The organism is Sorangium sp. So ce362, assembly GCF_051519845.1.
In the GTDB taxonomy this organism is placed as follows: Bacteria; Myxococcota_A; Polyangia; order Polyangiales; family Polyangiaceae; genus Sorangium.
This window is the reverse complement of sequence record NZ_CP150332.1, coordinates 5271387-5290000: the sequence shown is the minus strand read 5'-3', so window position 1 is coordinate 5290000 and position 18614 is coordinate 5271387. Positions and strand designations below refer to the sequence as shown.

12 protein-coding genes (1 of these 12 only partly in view) are annotated in these 18614 nt (G+C 71.8%); 7 read left to right on the top strand and 5 right to left on the bottom strand.

The window, feature by feature from the left end; all coding sequences use genetic code 11:
* Positions 1-4818, top strand: the 3' portion of a protein-coding gene (locus WMF17_RS20560) for a DEAD/DEAH box helicase (RefSeq protein WP_437650830.1). The gene continues 93 nt to the left of window position 1, outside the view; 4818 of the gene's 4911 nt are visible here — the last part of the coding sequence; its start codon lies off the left edge, out of view; its stop codon occupies positions 4816-4818.
* A gap of 165 nt (positions 4819-4983) precedes the next feature.
* On the opposite strand, the gene WMF17_RS20555 is transcribed toward WMF17_RS20560, so the two are convergent.
* On the bottom strand, positions 4984-5286 hold the full coding sequence (locus WMF17_RS20555) for a KGG domain-containing protein (protein WP_437603773.1): 303 nt from the start codon (positions 5284-5286) through the stop codon (positions 4984-4986).
* 723 nt (positions 5287-6009) lie between these two features.
* Here WMF17_RS20555 and WMF17_RS20550 point away from each other — a divergent pair.
* Together WMF17_RS20550 and WMF17_RS20545 are read left to right on the top strand one after the other, a co-directional pair.
* The gene (locus tag WMF17_RS20550; protein WP_437603772.1) at positions 6010-7341 is read left to right on the top strand and encodes a hypothetical protein; all 1332 of its coding nucleotides are present in this window, start codon (positions 6010-6012) and stop codon (positions 7339-7341) included.
* Between the two features lie 405 nt (positions 7342-7746).
* Positions 7747-8019 (top strand): hypothetical protein, encoded by a 273-nt coding sequence (locus WMF17_RS20545; protein WP_437603771.1) that lies wholly within the window; start codon positions 7747-7749, stop codon positions 8017-8019.
* 77 nt (positions 8020-8096) lie between these two features.
* Here the strand turns inward: WMF17_RS20545 and WMF17_RS20540 are convergent, their stop codons facing one another.
* Positions 8097-8735 (bottom strand): response regulator, encoded by a 639-nt coding sequence (locus tag WMF17_RS20540; protein WP_437603770.1) that lies wholly within the window; start codon positions 8733-8735, stop codon positions 8097-8099.
* A gap of 418 nt (positions 8736-9153) precedes the next feature.
* Between WMF17_RS20540 and WMF17_RS20535 the strand changes: the two genes are divergently transcribed.
* Together WMF17_RS20535 and WMF17_RS20530 are read left to right on the top strand one after the other, a co-directional pair.
* The gene (locus WMF17_RS20535; RefSeq protein WP_437603769.1) at positions 9154-10032 is read left to right on the top strand and encodes a lysophospholipid acyltransferase family protein; all 879 of its coding nucleotides are present in this window, start codon (positions 9154-9156) and stop codon (positions 10030-10032) included.
* A gap of 317 nt (positions 10033-10349) precedes the next feature.
* Positions 10350-11879 (top strand): IS1380 family transposase, encoded by a 1530-nt coding sequence (locus WMF17_RS20530; RefSeq protein ID WP_437604211.1) that lies wholly within the window; start codon positions 10350-10352, stop codon positions 11877-11879.
* Between the two features lie 196 nt (positions 11880-12075).
* Here the strand turns inward: WMF17_RS20530 and WMF17_RS20525 are convergent, their stop codons facing one another.
* The 3 genes from WMF17_RS20525 to WMF17_RS20515 all read right to left on the bottom strand — a co-directional run bounded on the left by WMF17_RS20525 (position 12076) and on the right by WMF17_RS20515 (position 15968).
* Positions 12076-12828, bottom strand: a complete 753-nt coding sequence (locus WMF17_RS20525) for an ABC transporter ATP-binding protein (RefSeq protein WP_437603767.1) — start codon at positions 12826-12828, stop codon at positions 12076-12078.
* Positions 12829-12868: 40 nt separating this feature from the next.
* Complete coding sequence (locus tag WMF17_RS20520) at positions 12869-14467, bottom strand: hypothetical protein (protein WP_437603766.1); 1599 nt, start codon at positions 14465-14467, stop codon at positions 12869-12871.
* Between the two features lie 244 nt (positions 14468-14711).
* Entirely contained in the window at positions 14712-15968 is a 1257-nt protein-coding gene (locus WMF17_RS20515) for an alpha/beta fold hydrolase (protein ID WP_437650828.1), read from the bottom strand.
* Positions 15969-16391: 423 nt separating this feature from the next.
* Between WMF17_RS20515 and WMF17_RS20510 the strand changes: the two genes are divergently transcribed.
* Together WMF17_RS20510 and WMF17_RS20505 are read left to right on the top strand one after the other, a co-directional pair.
* Entirely contained in the window at positions 16392-16646 is a 255-nt protein-coding gene (locus tag WMF17_RS20510; RefSeq protein WP_437603764.1) for a hypothetical protein, read from the top strand.
* A 221-nt stretch (positions 16647-16867) separates the two neighbouring features.
* Positions 16868-18613, top strand: a complete 1746-nt coding sequence (locus WMF17_RS20505; protein WP_437603763.1) for a serine/threonine protein kinase — start codon at positions 16868-16870, stop codon at positions 18611-18613.
* The last annotated feature ends 1 nt before the right edge of the window (position 18614 follow it).

Genomic DNA, 18614 nt, shown 5'->3' with positions numbered 1-18614 from the left:
CCCGCCCAGGCTCAGGGCTTCCCGCCCATCCTCGACGGCGCCTCCACCCTGCTGCTCGCCCCGACAGGCTCCGGCAAGACGCTCGCCGCCTTCCTCGCGGCCATCGACCGGCTCATGGCCTCGCCCGAGCCCGACGCCGCCGAGCGCTGCCGCGTCGTCTACGTCTCACCGCTGAAGGCGCTCGCCATCGACGTCGAACGCAACCTGCGCGCGCCGCTCGCCGGCATCGCCGCCGCCGCCGAGCGGCTCGGCCTGCCGTACCGGGTCCCCCAGGTCGGCGTGCGCTCCGGCGATACGGCGCCCGAAGACCGCGCCCGGCTCGCCAGGAAGCCGCCGGACATCCTCATCACGACCCCGGAGTCGCTCTACCTCCTGCTCACCGCCGCCGCACACGAGCGGCTGCGCGCCGTCGAGACCGTCATCATCGACGAGATCCACGCGCTCGTCGCGACGAAGCGCGGCGCGCACCTCGCCCTGTCCCTCGAGCGGCTCGAGGCGCTCCGATCGCCGCCCCGACCGATGCAGCGCATCGGGCTGTCCGCCACGCAGCGGCCGCTCGACGAGGTCGCGCGGTTGCTCGGCGGCGGCGAGATCGACGGCGCCGGCGCGCGCTTCGCTCCGCGGCCGGTGACCATCGTCGACGCGAGCGCGCCCAAGGCGCTGGAGCTCCGCATCGAGGTGCCCGTCGAGGACATGACAAAGCTCGGCGAGGCGGCGCGCGCCGGCGAGGGGCCGCTCAAGGGGCCGGCCGAGCCGGCGCAGCGCTCGATCTGGCCGAGCATCCACCCGCGCCTCGTCGAGCTCGTCCGCGCCCACCGCACCACGATGATCTTCGTGAACAGCCGGCGCCTCGCCGAGCGCCTCGCCGCGGCCCTCAACGACACCGCGGGCGCCGAGATCGCGCTCGCCCACCACGGCTCGATCGCCCGCGAGCAGCGACAGCAGATCGAGGAGCGGCTCAAGGCCGGCCTCCTGCCGTGCATCGTCGCGACCTCGTCGCTGGAGCTCGGCCTCGACCTCGGCGCCGTCGACCTCGTCATCCAGCTCGAGGCGCCGCCCTCGGTCGCCGCCGGGCTCCAGCGCGTCGGCCGCGCCGGGCACGAGGTCGGCGGCACGTCGCGCGGCATCGTGTTCCCCAAGCACCGCGGCGACCTCCTCGCTTGCGCCGCGGCCGCGTCCCGCATGCGTGAGGGCAAGGTCGAGGCGACCCTCTACCCGAGGAACCCGCTCGACGTCCTCGCCCAGCAGATCGTCGCCATCGTCTCGATGGACACCCTCCACGTCGACGCGCTCTTCGCGCTCGTCCGCCGGGCCGCGCCGTTCGCCGACCTGCCGCGCGCGAGCTTCGAGGGCGTGCTCGACATGCTCTCCGGCCGCTACCCCTCCGACGAGTTCGCCGAGCTCCGGCCCCGCATCGTCTGGGACCGCGTGGGCGGCGCCGTGCGCGCCCGCAAGGGCGCGAAGCGCCTCGCCGTCGTCAACGCCGGCACCATCCCCGACCGCGGCCTCTACGGCGTCTTCCTCGACTCCGGCGGCGACGCGGCGCGACCCGGCCGGCGCGTCGGCGAGCTCGACGAGGAGATGGTCTTCGAGGCCCGCGAGGGCGAGGTCTTCCTCCTCGGCGCCTCCTCGTGGCGCATCACCGACATCACCCACGACCGCGTCCTCGTCGTCCCCGCGCCGGGCGAGCCGGGGAAGATGCCGTTCTGGCGCGGCGATCAGGCCGGGCGCAACGCGGAGCTCGGCGCCTCCATCGGCGCCCTCGCGCGCCGCCTCGCCTCGCTGCCCGACGGAGAGGCCGAGCGCGCGCTCGCCGACGAGCACGGCCTCGACGAGCGCGCGGCGAGGAACCTCGTCCGCTACGTGCGCGATCAGGCGGCGGCCACGGGCGAGGTCCCGAACGACCGCGCCATCGTCCTGGAGCGGTTCGTCGACGAGGTCGGCGACTACCGCATCTGCCTCCTCTCGCCGTTCGGCGGCCGCGTGCACGCCCCGTTGTCGACCTGCATCGCCGAGAAGTGCCGCCTCGAGCTCGGCCTCGCCGTCGACACCGTGTGGACCGACGACGGCATCGTCCTGCGGCTGCCCGAGTCCGAGTCGCCCCCCGAAGCGAAGCAGCTCCTGCCGCAGGCCGACGAGGTCGAGGACCTGCTCGTCCGGGGCCTCGGCGACACCGCCCTCTTCGCCTCGCGCTTCCGCGAGTGCGCCGGCCGGGCGCTGCTCCTGCCGCGCAAGTTCCCCGGCAAGCGCTCGCCGCTCTGGGCCCAGCGCAAGCGCGCCGCGGACCTGCTCGCCGTCGCGTCGCGCTACGGCTCCTTCCCCATCCTGCTCGAGACCTACAGGGAGTGCCTGCGCGACGTCTTCGACCTCACCGCGCTCGAGGACCTCCTGCGGCAGATCGCGGCGCGCAAGGTCCGCGTCGTCACGGTCGACGTCCGCGCGCCCTCGCCGTTCGCGGCCACGCTGCTCTTCGCCTACGCCGGCAACTTCATCTACGAGGGCGACCTGCCGCTCGCCGAGCGGAGGGCGCAGGTGCTCGCCATCGATCACGCCCGCCTGCGCGAGCTGCTCGGCGAGGCCGAGCTGCGCGAGCTGTTCGACGCCGACGCCGTGCTGGCCCTCGAGGCGTCGCTCCAGCGCCTCGACGGTCGCGCGCCGATCAAGCACGAGGACCAGCTGCACGATCTGCTGCTCTCGCTCGGCGATCTCACGCGCGGCGAGATCGCCCGGCGCGCGGCGGGCCCCGGCGCCGCGCCGGATGCGGCCGGCGAGGGCGCCGCCGCCTGGATCGACGAGCTCGTCCGCGACCGGCGCGCCATCGAGGTCCAGCTCGGCGGCGAGCGCCGCCTCGCCGCCGCCGAGGACGCAGGCCGGCTGCGCGACGCCCTCGGGGTGGTGCCCCCGCCCGGCCTCCCGATCGCGTTCCTCGAGCCGGTCGCGGATCCGCTCGGCGAGCTCGTCGCCCGCTACGCGCGCACGCACGGGCCCTTCCGCGCGGACGACGTGGCCCGGCGTTTCGGCCTCGGGCCCGCGCCGGTCCTGGCCGCGCTCGCGCGGCTCGCGGACCGGGGCCGCGTCATCGAGGGCGAGTTCCTCCCCGGCGGCCGCGGCCGGGAGTTCTGCGACGCCGAGGTGCTGCGCTCGCTGAAGCGCCGCTCGCTGGCGCGGCTGCGCGCCGAGGTCGAGCCGGTCCCGCCCGAGGCCTACGCGCGCTTCCTCGCCGACTGGCACGGCCTGCACCGCCGCCGCCGGGGCCTCGACGGCCTGCTCGTGGTGCTCGAGCAGCTCCAGGGCGCGCCGCTCTCGGCCTCCGCCCTGGAGGCCGAGATCCTGCCCGCCCGCGTCGAGGGCTACCGCCCCGGCGATCTCGACGCCCTGTGCGCGGCCGGCGAGGTGCTCTGGCGCGGCGTCGAGCCGGTCGGCGACGGCGACGGCCGCGTCGCGCTCTACCTCGCCGAGGCCTATCCGTACCTCGTCCCGCCGCCCGGCCGCGCCGAGGGGCCGCTGGCCGAGGGCATCCGCGCCGCGCTCGCGCGCCGCGGCGCGCTCTTCTTCTCCGACCTCTCGCGCGAGACGGGCGCCTTCGGGGCCGACCTGCTCGCGGCGCTCTGGGATCTCGTGTGGGCCGGCGAGGTCACGAACGACACGCTCGCCCCGCTGCGCGCCCTCGGCCGCGAGTCCCGATCGAGCGGCCGGCGGCGCGACCGCGACCGCCCCGCGTCCGGCCTCGCCGGCCTGCGGGCGCGCCGGATCGGCCCGCCGGGCAGCGAGGGGCGCTGGTCGTTGCTGTCGTTCCCCGGCGCATCCGGCGCATCCGGTGTGCCCGGCGCAGCTGCCGGCGCGCCCGGCGAGACCGAGCGCCGCGCGGCGCTCGCCCGCGCGCTGCTCGAACGGCACGGCGTGCTCACCCGCGAGGCGGCGGCGGTCGAGGGGCTCGCGGGCGGCTTCTCGGCCGTGTACGACGTGCTCCGCGCCATGGAGGAGGCCGGTCAGGCGCGGCGCGGTTACTTCGTCGCCGGGCTGGGCGCCGCGCAGTTCGCGGTGCCCGGGGCCGACGATCGGCTCCGGGCCTGCCGCGAGCCGTCCGACGAGCCGCGGACGCTCGTCCTCGCGGCCACGGATCCGGCGAGCCCCTGGGGCGCCGCCGTCCGCTGGCCCGATCTCGCCCCGCGCGCTGACGGCGCGCCCGACGCCGCGGTCCGCGGCCCGGCCCGGCCGCAACGGGCCGCGGGCGCCCTCGTGATCCTCCACGACGGCCGGCTGCTCGCGTGGATGGGCCGCACCGAGCGGAGCCTCACCACCTTCCTCCCCGAGGTCGAGCCGGAGCGCGGCGAGGCGATCCACGCCATCGCGTCGGCGCTCGCGGCGCTCGTCGCCGAGGGGCGGCGGCGCGCGGTGCTCGTGGCCACGATCGACGGCGAGCCGGCGCACAGCTCCCCCGTGGCGCGCGCGCTGGCGGAGGTGGGCTTCACCTCCGGGGCGCACGGCTACCTCAAGCGCGCCCCCACGCCCGAGCGCGGCCCGTGGCGGCCGCGGCAGACGCCCGCGAACGCGCCCGACTGGGCCCGCCGCGCGGCCGCGGCGGGGCTCGACGCAGAGGGAGATGAGGTCGACGGCTTCAAGCCGCCGCCCGGGCTGCGCTCGTGGCCGGCGGGGCCTCCGGCCGGCGGATGGCGGATGGCGCCGCCCGCCAGCGTGACAGAGGGCGGTGCGCACGCGGCCGACGGCAGCGCGCTGGACGACGGCGAGCTCGACCTCGATGACGACGACGCGGCGATGTTCGAGGACGGCGCAGGGATCGACGAAGGCCCGGAGTGACCGTCGATGGGGCGCGGCTGCGGGGGCGCTGTCCGCCGCGCGCACGCCTCCTGCCAGAAAGGACCCCCGAGCAACCAGGAAAGGGAAGGCCCCTTCGTGGTTCCTCGGCGGCTCTTCGTGGTCCTTGCGGCGCTGGAGGGATCTCGAGCGGCGCCGGGACGGTGTTCAGCCTTGCTGGGGTTGCTCGTCCGCGTTCACGTGCTGAGCGTGGCTCGCGTCGCGGCCCTTCCGGCTCCCGTTCCCCTGGCTGCGCGCCTCGGCGCCCTTGCGCCCGATCTCGGCCATGTGCTCGCGGTTCTGGCTGACGGCCTCGCCGCCCTTGCGGCCCGCCGCGCGCGCTTCCTCGGACGTGAACTCGTGCGCGGTGCCCTTCTCATGCGCCGCCTTGCCGCCCTGGCTCGCGATCTGACGCTGCTGCTCTGCGTTCATCGCCGCGAAGCCCCGCTTGCTGTCGCTGATCTGTCCCATGATCCACTCCTCGCATTGATTGCATCGTGAACGTCACTCGACGATCGTGACCACCTGCTGCGTAGCCACATCGCACCGGCGGTGCCGGCGACGCTGGACGGTGCTGCAACGCGGGTGCCAGACGCGAGCGTTCGGACGAATCCGACGATGCGTCGAGGCCGGACACCCGATGACCACCTCGACAGGGCGCGTGCCTCTTCGAGCGCTCGATGCGGCAAACTGCCTCACTGTGCGGGCGACCGTGCGTAGCTGCCTCAGCCGCTGCGGGCTCAGCCGCCGCACGGCCTGGATGACGCGGTGCGCACTCTGATTTTCTCGTTGCAATCCTCCGATGGTCTGTATCGGCTCATCGAACGAGCCGGCGAGATGACCTGTCGTCGATACGTGACACGAAGGGCGCACCGTCCACGCCTAGGGTATCTCCCGAGCGCACTGGCGACTCCGAGCGAGAGAACCCGCGTTTCTGATGCCTCACCGGCCCGTGCTCCGCGTCGAGGCACTTCCTGTGCGACTGTTAATTTTTATTGCCGTGGCTCTTGTCTCGCCAAGCGACCGAGGTCCTTGACGGGCGTATCGCGCGGCTATCGGAAGCGGTGCTGGCGCGTCGCGTCTTGACATCACGACCCCGCTGCCGCTTCTGTTGCGTCGCATCATCATTTCGGCGCTGGGGGCCTGCTGAGGGGCGTTGCCGGCGACCGGGGTGGCGTGCAGGAGATCCTCACGATGGCGCTTCCGATTCCGGGGGCTCGGCTCGACGAAGGCCAGCTCATCTCACAGAATACGACATCCTCGCCTCGCCGCACGCGCGGCCGCTCTCCGGGCGTCGCGCGTGGCGCCGGCCTGCTCGTGCTGCCCCTTTCGCTCCTCGCTGGATGCGGCGGGTCCACCGGCGGGGCGCCCGCGGAGAGCCCTGCGCCGAGCCCCGCGCCCGCGGCGCAGGAGCCTTTCGACCTTGCCAAGGCCCTCGCCCGCGAGGCCGACGAGCTGCCGGCCCACGAGGTCCGCGCCGCGGACTGGTCGGCGCGCGCGTTCGGGGCAGGGGAGCCGCAGATCGAGCAGAAGGAAAAGCTGGTCGCGATCACCATCCCCCTCGGCACGAGCAGCCCTGTCGAGTGCTTCGTCTACAGCACGATGCTCGACTCGGGAGAGGTGATAAGGAATTTCGTCGAGCTCCTCGATCCCGCCAAGGTGGAGGTCTCCCGCGTCGTGCCCTGGGAGATCAGCGTGCACCGGGAGAGCCCCGCGGTGTTCGTGCAGGCCCTTTACCTCGCCCCGACCGCCGCCGGGAAGGCGGCCGGCCTGCTCAAGATCGCGCTGCACGCGGACAGGGCGCACCCCATCGCCTGCCTGCACGACGAGGTCGGGTATGTCCGCACGTTCGAGCGGCTCGCCAAGGGGATCTTCGACTCGTTCGACTCGAAGAGCGCTGCGCCGAGATCCGAGTACACGGACACGGTGATCCTGCGCATCGGCAAGGTCCCTGTCGGCTTCGAGACGAGCGATCTGTTCAAGGACGAGGGCGGCCAGCGGCGATGGCTCTCGCGCGGGGCCACCCTCCTGCCGCGAGACCCGAGGTCCCTGCACATCGAGGATGATGCGTCGAACGTGCTCATCGACGCTCAGGGGCGCCTCAAGGGCGGCGTCTGGATCGAGTCGGAGGGCGGCAAGACGAACCACCGGATCGAGCTGTCGCAGAAGACGAACTATCAATACGAGTACTCGGGGGAGGTCGAGGGCAAGAAGGTCCAGGGGACGTTCACCCCCTCGGCCAGGGCGTGGCTCGCGTCGCCTGTCGCCACCGCCTCGGAGCTCGCCCGGCGTCTCAAGAAAGGGTCGTTCGACCTCAAGCAGCAGGAATACATGCCTTCCATCGATCCGACAAAGCCCGTGGACGTCCAGTACGCCCGCGACGCGTCGGGTTCGGTCACGGTCTCTCACGGCACCATGCGCCTCGTCGGCAGCCTCGCGCCGGACGGCCGCCCGGAGGCGTTCGAGCTCTCGTCCGGCCCCCCCGGGCTGACGCTCCAGCGGGCCTACGCCAGGGGCAAGCTGTAACCGTCCGCCACCGCGTCACGACGGCTCGCCGATCCACTGCCCGGCGAGCGTCCGCGCGTTCTCGCGGCGGGCCCTGCAATGGTCGCGAAACACCGGGTCGACCTGGCGCGCTCCGCCGGGCCCCGCTGACGCATCGAGCCATTCGAGGAGATGGATTCGATGAACGTTCGCCTGCCCCGGTGTGCCCGCGCCCTATCGAGGGGTCTTTCCTGGGAGGCGGGCCAGGGCGGCAGCATGAACACATGGTGGCCTGGCGTTCCCTGGCGGCAGGTAAGTGGGGTTCAGGCGCAGGATGAGCAGAGTAGGGAGGGCCCGTCATCCAACCGGCGAGCGACACCCCGGCACGACACAAAAATTGTCGCCGAAAATTAGGCACTTCACGGGAACGCTTTCTAGGGTGCTCTCATGGACAAGAAAATTTTAGCCGCAACCCTTCTGCAGGCGCTTGCCGTTGCCCAGCGCGAAGGACGCGCCGAGACCCTCGAGACGCTCGTCGAGAAGCTGCGTGTTCGCCGCAAAGATATCCGCAGCACGCTGACCGTTCTCCATGGCCAGGGCATGCTGGACGTGCTCCGCATGCGACTCACGCTCTCGGGGTTCGCCATCGGCTCGGCGTTGATCGGAGAGACGCTGCCGGCGCTGAGGGCCGCTCCTCGGGCCGCCACCGCGGCGGCGTGAGCCGCCGCGCCGCGTTGCTGTGTGGGCCGTGACGGAGCGTCCGGAGCGCGCCGGGCGCTCGCCCTCGAGGGGGCCGCCTACGCCTCGACGAGGCCTGATCGCACCGCGAGGCGGGTCAGGTCGGCCACGCTGTGCGTCGCCACCTTCGCGCAGAGGCGCGCGCGGTGGGTCTCGACCGTCTTCACGCTGATCGAGAGCTGCGCGGCGACCTCCTTGGCCGAGCGGCCCATCGCGAGCAGGCGGAGCACCTGCCGCTCCCGGTCGCTCAGCGCGGCCACCATGTCTCCCTGGGCGGCGGCGTCGCGCCGCTGGAGCGCGCGCACCATCGCCGCGCTCACGTCCGGCGACACGACCGTGCGCCCTCGAACGACGGTGCGCAGCGCCTCCATGAGATCCGCGAGCCGGCTCTGCTTGGACAGGTATCCGTCGGCGCCGGCCCGCATCGCCTCGGCCACCCGGAACTCGTCCCGGTGTATCGAGAGCACGACGACGCGGAGCTCCCCGATGCTCTTGAGCTCGCGGATGAGCTCGACGCCGCTGCGGTCGGCGAGGCCGAGCTCGAGCACCGCCACCTGACAGCGGCGGCTCTCCTGCGCTCGGAGCGCCTCCTGCCCGCTTCCAGCCTGAACGACCTCGCTCACCCCTGGCTGTGACGCGAGCGCGAGCGCGAGCGCCTCCCGAACGACGTTCTGGTCATCGACGAGCAGGATATTCATGTCGAAACCCCCCTTGCCAATGGGCCTTGTAACAGAATGCGTTGATCTTCACGAACCTGTTTTCTCGGTAAGGAACCGCCTGGCGAGCGTGGATTCATTTCTGCAGAGCTCCTGTGGAGCGGCCCAGGCGCCTCGCGGAATCGCCTTGGACGAGCGAGGAGGGCAATCGGCAATCGGGCGCGGCGGGCCGATGTCACCTGGAACGTTGTTCCATCGGGCCGGGGCGCTCGGCGCTCGTCCCGTCGTCCGGGGCTCGCGGCGTCGCGCGGCGAGCCCTCGGCGGCCCGCCCATGGCGTCGCGGGCTCTCGGTCGATCCATGCCGGTGCGGCCTCTCGGTCGATGCCGCTCCCTCGGCCGTTATGTTTGCGGTAGATAGCCTGCCTCATGCCTGGCCTGCGCGGAGCTCTCCTCTCCCGTTTGCGACCTGACTCGGCCTTCTGGCGCCGCGCGCTCGCCGCGGGCGTCGCGCGCGGGCCGGAGCCCTGGGTGCGCCACAGTCCTCCGGTCTTCGGTGTGCTCTTCGCGGCCGCGCTCCCCGGGCTGCGCCGTCGCGTCGAGGAGAACCTGCGCCGCGTGCGCGGGCCGCGGCCGCGCCTCGTCGACATGCTCGACAGCGCCGCGGTGTTCGCGACCTACGGAAGCTGCATCACCGAGGCGCTGCTGCTCGCGAGCGGTCGCGGTTACACGGTGGAGCGGCGTTCCCTGGGGGTCGAGCATTACCGTGCGTGTGCCGCGGCTGGCCGGGGTGTCCTCATCGTCACGGCGCACACGGGTGGCTGGGACATTGCCGGCCAGATCCTCGGCGTTGTGCACCCTGAGGGGGTCATGCTGGCAATGCAGCGCGAACGGGATGCCGAGGCGCGCGCCATCCAGGATGCGGCGCGGCAGCGCGCTGGCGTCCAGGTTGTGCACATCGGCGACGGGCCCCTCGACGCGTTGCCGCTGCTCAAGCACCTGCAGCGCGGCGGCGTCGTCGCGATGCAGATCGATCGCGTGCCGCCCGGGATGCGCAGCCGGGAGGTCGCCTTCCTCGGCGCCCGCTGGCGTGCGCCCGAGGGGCCGATCGCGCTCGCCGCGATGAGCGGCGCGCCGATCCTGCCGGTGTTCACGCACCGCCTGGGTTTCCTCGAGTACGAGGCGGTCGTGGCCCCGCCCATCTGGCTCGCCCGCCGGGCGACCGAGGCGGAGCGGGACCGTGCCGCGTCCGAGATGATGGCCGCGATGGAGCGCTTCGTCCGCGCCCATCCGACGCAGTGGTTCCATTTCGCCGGCGACGGTCCGGTCGCGCCAGCGTAGAGCGGATCGCTGCCTGAAGGGGTGAAGCCCGCGAGGGGCGCGATGGGCACAGGAGAGGTGATGAATCCTGTCCCTGTTCGCGCTCCATTGCGGCTCCCGCCATTCGACAGCCTGCTTCCTCGGCGTCGATGGTCTTCAACCACCGTGACAGCCGCGCTGGCGGGTCTTGCGATCTGGAGCGGTGCTCGGACGAGGAGGGAGACAGACTAGACCTCGATCAAGCGCGTCGAAATCGCTTCGTAGCGGGATCAAAATGAAAAGCCCGGGTGTTCGTCGAGTTGCTGAAGCTTGACACAAAACACCCGGAGGCTTTTCAGGTGAAGGATCGACGAAATTGGGCCGAAAGTGAAGCGAGAAAGATCGCGCGCCGACTGAAGCCCGTCGAGGGCGGACGCGAGCCGCGTGGAACGGGTCCCGAGTTCGCTGCACGCACGATTCGTTACGAGGCGTCCGACCGGGTTCACGCCATCCCCTGTGGCGGGCTCGGGGCCATTCATCAACTGGCCTGGAAGGTCGGGCTGGTGACCGCGCTCGACACGAGGCTGCCGATCTTGAAGCGCCGGCGCCCGTACAGCGAGGCCGACCATGTTCTCAACATTGCCTATAATTTCCTGTGCGGCGGAGCGGTGCTCGATGACATCGAGGTGCGCCGCAACGACAGGGCGTTCCTCGATGCGCTCGGTGCGCGTACGATCCCGGATCCCACCACTGCGGGCGACTTCTGCAGGCGCTTCGGGGCCGAGCAGATCCAGGGCCTGATGGACGTCGTGAACGACGTGCGCGTCGGCGTCTGGCAGAGGCAGTCGCAGGCGTTCTTCGAGCAGACGGCGCGAATCGACGCGGACGGCTCGCTCGTCGCCACCAGCGGTGAGTGCAAGCAGGGCATGGACATCGCGTACAACGGAATATGGGGCTACCACCCGCTTGTGGTCTCGCTGGCGAACACCGGGGAGCCGCTGTTCGTCGTCAACCGCAGCGGGAACCGACCTTCCGAGGAGAGAGCGCCCGAATTCTTCGCGCGCGCGATCACGCTCTGCCGTCGCGCCGGCTGGACGGACATCCTGCTGCGCGGCGACACGGCCTTCTCGCAGGCCGCGTACTTCGACCGTTGGCACGACGACGGCGTACGCTTCGTGTTCGGGTACGATGCCTACAAGCCGATGGTGGCACGCGCTGAAGGTGACGATGTGAGCGATTATCAAGAGCTCGTTCGCAAGGCCGACACCCTCTTCGAGGAGAGCAAGCGGCGCGCGAAGCAACCACGCATCAAGGAGCAGATCGTCCGTGAGCGCGAGTATCGTAATATGCGCCTCGAGCGTGAGGAGTTGGCGGAATTCGAGCATCGACCCACCAAGGCGGCGCGATCGTACCGCTTCGTCGTGCTTCGCAAGACGATCGTTGAGGAAAGGGGCCAGCGGTACCTGGGACAGACCTTCCGCTACTTTTTCTACGTGACCAACGATCGCGAGATGACGTGCGAGCAGGTCGTCCGCGAGGCCAACTGCCGCTGCAACCAGGAAAATCTGCTCGCGCAATTGAAGAGCGGCGTCCCGGCGTTGCGCGCCCCGCTGAACACGCTCGAGTCGAACTGGGCCTATATGGTGATCGCGTCGCTCGCGTGGTCGCTCAAGGCTTGGTTCTCTTTGCTCATGCCCACGGCGCCGCGATGGCACGAAGCACACCAAGCCGATCGAGAGCGCGTTCTGCGCATGGAATTCCGCTCCTTCGTGCAGCGTTTCATTCTCGTTCCGGCGCAGATCCTCCATACCGGTCGAACTCTCGTCTATCGGCTCCTTGCCTGGCGTCCCGAGCTGCCCATCTTCTTCCGCTTCCTTGATGCGCTCTGACGGCCGGGGCTGCCCGACGCACTGAGGCACGGGCAGCCCGACCGCGAACCCACAACCTCGAACCACGAAACGAGGGATCCTTGACCAGCCGCAGCGACGATCACCGAATCCCGGCTCTCCGGCAGGACGGATCCGCTCGGCGATTCGAGACGGCGGTTCGGCCCATTTCGAGGGTCGCCAAGCGCTTGTTTGAGGACTAGAGCGGCCCCTCGGTCAACCCATGCACGAACTGCCGCACGCGCGGATCGTCGCTGGCCTTCGCCTGCTCGGTGGTGCCGTCGAAGATGAGCCTGCCGCGGTAGAGCATCCCCACCCGGTCCGTCACCGTGAGGAGCCGATCGAGGTCGCTCGACACCATCACCACGGTGGCGTTCATCGCCCGCTGCTCGGCGCGGAGCAGGTCGAAGATGCGCTGCGACGTCACCGGATCCAGCCCCGCCGCCGGCTCGTCGTAGAGGACGATCTCGCCCCGCGCGATCGTGGCGCGGGCGACGCCGACGCGCTTCTTCTGGCCGCCGGACAGCCCCGCTGGCGTCCGGTCCTCGAACCCCGCGAGCGACACCACGCGGAGCCGCTCCGCGACGCGCTCCTCGATCTCCTCCTCGCTCAGATCGTAGAGCCGGCGCAGCGGGAACGCGATGTTCTCCCCGACGGTCATGTAGTCGAACAGCGCGTTGTTCTGGAACAGCATCCCGAACTTGAGGCGGAACGTCTGGAGATCGAGCTCGCTCAGCGCGTGCACGTCCTTCCCGTCGACGACCACACGCCCGCGATCCGGCCGCAGCAGCCCCGTGATCATCTTGAGCAGCACGCTCTTGCCCGAGGCGCCCGGCCCGATGAGCCCGTACAGGCAGCCGGCGGGCACGTCGAGGTCGACGCCCCGGAGGACGGGCATGCCCCCGAAGCTCTTCGTCAGCTGCTCGATCTGGATCATCGGTCGCGTGGACACGGTCGCCGGGGAGGGCGCGCTCCCCCGTACCCTACCCCCGTTACTTCGAGGAGAACGTCGTCCGGGCCACATCGAGCCGCGGATGGGACGGGAACGACATCCCGCGGATCTGCCCGGAGATGCACGACGCGATGCTCGGGCTCGACGGGCTCGTCGTGATGGTGACCCCGACGGCGCGGCCGTTCTGGACGGCGGCGCAGACGCTCACCTCCATGGTCGACGGCACGCCGCACGCGTTCAGGTACGTGCCGCGGTTGAGCACGTTGCCGTAGGCGCCCGCCGTGAGATCGGCCGGCCCGTTGTTGCCCAGCTTGTACTCCTCGACGTAGCGCGCCTGCGCCGCCTCACAGCTCATCCCGGTGCCGAGCGTCGGGTAGCTGCCGCCGCTGCTCGGCCGCGCCCCGCCGCCCTGGCGCGCCACCTTGGCGCTGCCGAGGCCGGCGTCGACCTCGATCGCGATGCGGTCGGTCGCGCCCTGCACGGCGAGCTCCTGCTCCTTGTGGCTGCGCTCGCGGTACCACCAGCCCGCGCCCGCGGCGAGGATCACGCCCATCAGCGCCATCCCGAGCAGCGCCTTGTACTGCGTGCCCTGCTTCTCGGCCGACACCACGGCGTCGAGCGCGCGCTTCTCCTGCACGATGTCCCGGTTCAGCTTCGCCTGCTCGGCGAACGGCGCGAACTCCTCCCAGTCATGGATGGCGCGCTCCTCCCCGGAGAACGTGTCGCGCAGCACCTGGTCGCCCGTGAAGGAGCCGGACGCGACCTGCTGGAGCAGCTCCACGGACGAGAACGGCCCGTGGTCCATGCCGTCCTTGATGACGACGTACCGCGGCCGCGTATCGGACTCGAGCGCGGCCTTGAGATCCGCGAGCTTGCGCGTCGGATCGTCGCCGTGCAGGCGCGGCGGCTGGTTGACCGGGATCGCGACAGCGAACGGTCCGTCCCCGGTCACCGACTGGATCCGAGGCAAGGACGGCGCCGACGGGACGTGCCCCTCTGCGTGCCCGTTCGGCGGCATCATGGAGAGATTGATGTCGACCTCGAAGTCCCCGTCGCCGTCGAGGTGCGAGGTATCGGCGCTCGGCGGCTGCACCGAGGCGGCCGGGACGATCTGGTAGAGCGCCTGCGCGAGGGCGGCGAGGTCCGCCGGCCGGTGCTTCGGATCGGCCACGAGCGACTTGCCGAGCACGGTTTCCAGCGCGGGCGGCAGATCGGGGATCACGTCCGCCGGACGCCGCATCCCCGGGCCGACGCTGGCATTCGTGAGCAGCTCGTAGAGGATGGCCCCGATCGCGAAGACGCTCGCGCGCGCGTCGCCTTCGCTGCCCTTGCGCTCCTCGGGCGCGAGGCAGGCGCGGTCGCGCGGCAGGAGAGGTGGGGTGTGTGCGAGCTCCTCGATCAGCTGGAGCGCGCCGCCCGCGTCGTAACCGAGGCACGAGGGGTGGACGAACATGGTCCGCCCCTGCGCGTGCAGCTCGTGGAGCTGCGTGCAGAGCGGCACGGCGAGGGCGACGGCCTCGCGGACGTCGAAGCGGCGACCGGTCGCGCGGCGCGACTCCATCTCGGCGCGGAGCGTACCGGCGGGGATGGACATGCCGACCGGCAAGGGGGTGAGAATGACCTGGACCTGAGCGGACATCGGGGAGCAACACTACGCCAACACGCGGGGTCCGCTCAACGCCGCACCACAACGTTGCAGTGTCGACGTTCGGCGAAGCTTGGCGCCGACGTGGGATGCGCAGTGGGAGCGTGCACTTGCGGCGTCAGCGTCCGTCAGCGCGCGTTGGTGTCCGCTTGTGTCGGTTTGCAGCCGCTCGCGTCCGTCAGCGCGCGCTTGCGTTCGGGTGCGTCGGCCAGCGTGCGTGAGCGCTCGTCAGCGCTCGTCAGCGTACGTTTGCGTCGGTCTGCGTCCGGGTGCGCCCGGCGGCGGTGTCGGCCGCGGCGGCGTCCGCGCCGATCGCCAGGACGTGCCCCGCGAAGAAGCGGAGGACGTCGGTCTCGCGCGATTTCGGCCAGCGCGCGTGGTTGATGGCGCCCTTTTTTGCGGAGCATCGGTTCCTGAGCGCGCAGTGGGGCTCGTCCCTGCTGGCCTCGTCGAGGCGCAGGAACGAGGTCTGCGCGGAGAGCGCGTCGCGCGCGCGCAGCCACCGCTCGACCGACTCGCACGAGAACATGTCGTCGCACGCGCGGTAGATCGCCATCGCGGGCGGGGGAGGGCCGGGGCACGCCCACTCGGCCGGCGGCGCGTTGCTGCCGAAAGTGGCGAACGCCGCGACGCGGTCGGCGCGCATCATGGCGTACGTCGCCGCCATGTGGCCGCCGTAGGAGCCGCCGAGCGCGTAGATGCGCCGCCGGTCGACGAGCTTCTTCTCGAGCAGCTGGTCGACGAAGGCGTCGACGGTCGCGACGTCGACGTTGCCCTCGCCGGTGAACTCGACGTCGAACGGCGCGACCGCCGTGTACATCTTCGTGCCGCGCTCGCGCTCGGCCTGGCTCGGCGTCTTGAAGGCGCGGCCCTGGGGCGCGAGCACGATGAAGCCCGCGTGCGCGGGGTCGCCGGTCAGGTTCCACGTGGCGCCGAGCTTGCGCAGGCCGGTCTCCTTGTCGACGCTCGTCGGGTTGTCGCCGTCGGCGTGGAAGAAGACGATGAGCGGCAGCGGCGCGCGCGTCTCCACGCCGCTCGGCGCGATCACGCAGGCGTAGCGGGGCGACCCCTCGGCGTCGCGCGTCTCCAGCACCTGGGCGCCGCGGCAGGGCGGCCTGCCGAGCGTCTTGCGGAGCTCTCGTCCCGGGCGCCCCTGCTCGGCGACGCAGCGCCCTTCGCTGGGCGGCCTCGCCGCGGGCGGCTTCGACGGCGGCGCCGCCGCGCTGGCCGGACCGGTCGCGCGGGCGCCTGCATCCTGCCGCGCCGCCGCCGGCCGCGGCTGCCCGCCGTCGGCCGCGGCTGTGCCGGCATCCCGCTCGAAGACGCCGAGCAGGTCGCCGCCGTCGACCCCGGACGACGGCGTGGAGCAGGCCGCGGCGATCCACGCCGCGGCGCCGGCGAGCGCGGCGGCGAGCAGCGCGCGGCCGCGCCGGAGGCCGGGGAGATCCCGCGTCCAGGTGCGCCGCGTGCGGAGCCCGGGTCGAGGTCGAGGCACGGGCGCACTGTAGTACGACGTCGACCGACCTCCGCCCGGGATTTCTCGTCGGGGACCTTGGGCGGTGTTGCCCGCTCGCTGCGAAGCTCGGCGAGCGCGCCGGCACCGGGGCTCCCTCGACCAGTAGGATCCGTGCCTGCGCTCGGGGGTCCTGGACCGCATCGATACACAACACCTCCCGCCGCAATCGACTGCCGCCGAGAGGCGATCGGCGCGAGCTGGAATGCGGGAAGTGCCACCGGGCAGCGTGTGAAAGTAAGACATCTTACTTTCGATCGCCGCCAAGAGGCGATCGGTGCAAGCTGGGATGCGGCAGGTGCCACCGGGCGGCGTGTCGAAACCACCCTTCAGCCCCGCGTCGGCCCCGCCCGCCGGGGACGAAATTGTATCTACGGGCGCTGCTGGCTTGCGAGGTGGTCCTTCATGGCTAGGCTGGTCCGCGGCCCACCCATGACGCCCTTCGATATCCTCATCGGCACCGCGCTCGCGGCGATCCTCGCTTTCCAGGTCTATGTCACCGTGCGCGTCTTCCGGAGCCGCGTCTACGAGCCCAAGCAGAAGGTCTGGCAAGCGCAGCTCGTCTGGCTCCTGCCGATCATCGGCGCCGGCCTGGTCTTCTCGATCCTCCAGGAAGAGGACCGGGCCCACCGCGACGCCTCCTCGCACCTCCGCAACTGAGCCAGCGCCCCCCGGCCGCTCGGCCGCACCGGCCGTCACCGTCCGCGGTCACGGAGGCGGTCGCGTCGAGTCGCGTGAAACAGCCGCCTCGCTCCCCTCTCCGTCCTCCGCACCCACCCCGTCACCTCGGGGCAGCCGGATGTGACGCTGGCACAATCGAACAGCACGATCCGGTTTCGCCCTTCGGTCTAGCGGCCCCGTGCGCTATGGCTCAGGGGAGCATGGCGGACGACGTCTTCGGCATCGTCGGGACCACGCAGGCGGGTAATTTCCACGTCGAGCAGGTGGTCGCGGAAGGGGGATTCGGCGTGGTGTACCGAGCGCTTCATGCCGGTTTCCGCGCGCCGGTCGCCCTGAAATGCCTGAAGGTCTCCGAGGCGAAGACCCCGCGCGAGCGCCAGCTCTTCCTCGAGAAGTTCCGCGAGGAGGCCCAGCTGCTCTTCCGGCTCTCCGCCTCCATTCCGGAGGTCGTCCGCCCGCTCCACGTCGACGTGCTGCACCTGAAGCGAGGGGAGTTCGTCCCGTTCCTGGCCCTCGAGTGGCTGGAGGGCGAGTCGCTCGACAAGGTCATCGATCGGCGCAGGCTCAAGGGGGATCCGCCGATCCCGCTCCACCGGCTGATGAAGATGATGCGCCCGATCGCGCAGGCGATCGCGCGCGCGCACCGCTTCCCGAGCCCGAACGGCACGGTGTCGATCATCCACCGCGACCTCAAGCCCGAGAACATCTTCATCACGACGCAGGAGGGGACCGAGCGCCTCAGGATCCTCGACTACGGCATCGCCCAGGCGAAGACGCTGGCCGAGCAGGCCGTCGGGCGGGTGACGAACGGCGACCCGCTGAACGCGTTCTCCCCGGCGTACGGCGCGCCGGAGCAGTGGGCGCCGAAGCGGTTCGGGCAGGCGGGGACCTGGACCGACGTCTGGGGTCTGGCGCTCACCATGGTGGAGGCGCTCGTCGGGCGGCAGGTGATCGATGGCGAGGCGCAGGCCATGATGGGGACGGCGCTCGACGTGAAGCGCCGGCCCACGCCCCGGACCGAGGGCGCCAGCATCCCGCCGGAGGTCGACGCCGTGTTCGAGCGCGCGCTCGCCGTGAGCCCGCGCGACCGCACGAGGGACATCGAGTCCTTCTGGACCGAGCTCGAGGCGGCGATGGGGCTCCCGGCCACGTTCGGGCGGGCCGCTGCCCTCGAGGACGCGTACTCCACCCCGCCGCCGCCCTCGTCGTCGATGCGCGCCCCGCAGGTCAAGCGCGCCGGGCACGTCTGGCTCGACACGCCCAGGGACGCGGGGTCGCTCGAGATCGATCTCGACGTGGCCCCGGCGTCGATGCGCTCGCCGCGGGGAGGCCGCCGCGACGGCCCGGCGAGCAGCGTGCGCCCGCTGCCGGGCCCGGATTCGGCCGGGCTCGAGATGGATCTCCCGGAGGCGCCGCTGAGCGCGCTGGGCCGGGGGATGGGCGCGTTCGCCGCCGACAGCGCGCCCTCGAGCGCGCGAGGCCGCGCGATAAGGGACGAGCGCGCGGGCTTCGCGGAGGCGACGCCCGTGGGCGGGCACCCGCGCGGCGGCGGGATGATCGGGATGATGGAGAGCACGCCGCCGCTGGAGATGGCGCTCGGCGTGGCGCCGCGCGCGACCTCGCTGCCGCCGGTCGCGGTGCGCCCGCTGTCGGACATGCCGTCGGCGCGGTACCGGCCGTCGACGCGCCCGCCGGCGGACGTGCGGCCGCGCGCGCCGGAGCCGAGGCCGATCGCCACCGGGCCGACCCTCCTCCAGCAGCTGGGGCTGCCCGTCGCCTGCATCGTGTTCGCGTGCGTGGTCACGGTCGCCGACCTCATCATGAAGCGATCGGGCGAGGTGCTGAGCTTCGGCCCGGTGCGCTCGTTCTGGGTCGCCGGCGTGCTGCTCCTCTTCGGCGTCGGCCTGTTCTTCTGGCGCATGCTCGGAGACCCAGGGGATGCCTGAC